This window comes from Kitasatospora sp. MY 5-36 (genome assembly GCF_001182915.1).
GTDB lineage: Bacteria > Actinomycetota > Actinomycetes > Streptomycetales > Streptomycetaceae > Kitasatospora.
Map to the genome: position 1 here is coordinate 1 of NZ_LFVW01000525.1, position 1995 is coordinate 1995.

Annotated in this window: 2 protein-coding genes and 1 pseudogene; 2 read left to right on the top strand and 1 reads right to left on the bottom strand. The window is 73.1% G+C overall.

The window, feature by feature from the left end; translation table 11 throughout:
* The coding region (gene bioB, locus AE652_RS29145) for a biotin synthase BioB (RefSeq protein ID WP_049656860.1) at window positions 1-1062 on the bottom strand (1062 nt) is incomplete at its 3' end.
* Between the two features lie 79 nt (window positions 1063-1141).
* Between bioB and AE652_RS49550 the strand changes: the two are divergent.
* Window positions 1142-1345 (top strand): annotated as a pseudogene (locus AE652_RS49550) (hypothetical protein); the annotation flags it as partial.
* Window positions 1346-1355: 10 nt separating this feature from the next.
* A partial coding sequence (locus tag AE652_RS29150) for a hypothetical protein (RefSeq protein ID WP_369808339.1) occupies window positions 1356-1995 on the top strand: 640 nt, incomplete at its 3' end.

The following is a 1995-nucleotide window of genomic DNA, read 5'->3' on the forward strand; positions in this document are numbered from 1 at the left end:
GGCCGCGCTGCCGCAGCCGCCGGAGGCGTGGCCGGCCTGGGCGGCCTCGGCGACGTCCGCGCGGTGGCGCGGCAGGGTGGCCTCGCCGGCGCCCTCGACCTCGAAGCCGGCGTCCTTGATCATGTCGAGGTCGGTCTGCCCGGCCTGGCCCTCGCTGGTCAGGTAGTCGCCGAGGAAGATGGAGTTGGCGATGTGCAGGCCGAGCGGCTGCATCGAGCGCAGGTGCACCTCGCGGCCGCCCGCGATCCGTACCTCGGTGTCGGGGTTGACGAAGCGGACCATCGCCAGGATGCGCAGGCAGCGCTGCGGGGTGAGGTTCCACTCCTTGGCGAGCGGGGTGCCCTCGAACGGGATCAGGAAGTTGACGGGGACGGAGTCCGAGCCCAGCTCGCGCAGCGCGAAGACGACGTCGACCAGGTCCTCGTCGCTCTCGCCCATGCCGGCGATCAGGCCGGAGCAGGCGGACAGCCCGGCGCCGTGCGCCTTCTGCACCGTGTCGACCCGGTCCGCGTAGGTGTGGGTCTTGGTGATGGTCCCGTAGGTGCCCTCGGAGGTGTTGAGGTTGTGGTTGTAGGCGTCGGCGCCGGCCGCCTTGAGCCGCTCCGCCTGGTTGTCGGAGAGCAGGCCGAGGCAGACGCAGATCTCGACCTCTGGGTCGGCGTCCTTGATGGCGGCCATGGTGTCGGTGACCCGGTCGATGTCGCGGTCCGTCGGGCCGCGGCCGCTGGCGACCAGGCAGACCCGCTTGGCGCCGCCGGCCACCCCGGCGCGGGCGGCGTCGGCGGCCTGGTCCGGCTTGAGCCAGGTGTACTTGAGGATCTCGGCCTTGGACCCGAGCCGCTGCGAGCAGTACGAGCAGTCCTCCGGGCAGAGCCCGCTCTTCAGGTTCACCAGGTAGTTGAGCTTGACCCGGCGGCCGAACCAGCGGCGGCGCACCTTGCCGGCGGCGGCGACCACGTCGAGCAGCTCGTCGTCGGTGGTGGCGAGGACGGCCAGGGCCTCCTCGCGGGTCGGGACTTCGCCGCGCAGGCCCTTGGCGGTGAGGGTATCGAGCAGATCCATGGGGCGATCCTGCCTGGTGGCGATCGAGCGGCGCCAGAGCAAACCCGCCAGAAGATCGGTGTGAGGATGTGCCGATTGCCACAGTGTCGAAGGTCACGGCTCCGCCGCTGGTCACGAGCTTGACGCGGGGCCGGACCTCCGGTTACCGGCCGGTAGCGATCGGGATGGCGAGCGGGGTGCCGGACGGTCGGCGGCCGACCGGCGGCGGGCCGGTGGCGGGCTCCGGCGGACGATGATCCACAACCCCCGACCCCGTGATCCACGCCACGCCGGGGGTGCTTAGACTCTGCGCCATGACCACGCAGGGGGAGCACACCCCGACTCCGGGAGAAGGCCGGGACGACCGGGCAGGGCAGCGGACCGGCGGGGGCGCCGATACCGACGGGGGGACGGACCTCAGGCGGGGCCGCCGGCTGACGGGCCGTCGAGCGGCTGGCTGGATCGTCGTCGTCGGAGTGGTCGCGGCCGGCGGATGGCTCATCACCCGCCCGATGCCCGGCGACTACATACCCGGGCTCGGCCCGTCCACCAAGGACTCGTCCGCGACACCGCGCGTGGTGGGCGCCCCGCCGCCGCGCACCGACCCCGAGGCCCTCAACGTCGACAACCTCTTCCCCGCCCAGCGGCCGGTCGAGGTCGGCGCCTTCAAGGCGCGGCGCAACGGCGTCCGGCAGGGCGAGAACTGCGTCGAGGTGCTCCAGGACCGCGGCCAGGACCCGCTGAAGGACACCGGCTGCCAGGGCTACCTGACCGTCAGCTTCAGCGGCCAGGACCACCCGGTGCTCAGCAGCGTCACCCTGCTGCGCTTCCCCGACCAGCCCTCCGCCGCCAGGGCCGCCGACGCCCTGCGGACCAAGCCCGGGGCGGTCGCCTTCATGCTCGCCGACACCACCACCGGCCCCGTCCAGGCCCCGGGCGCCAAGCAGGGCGGCG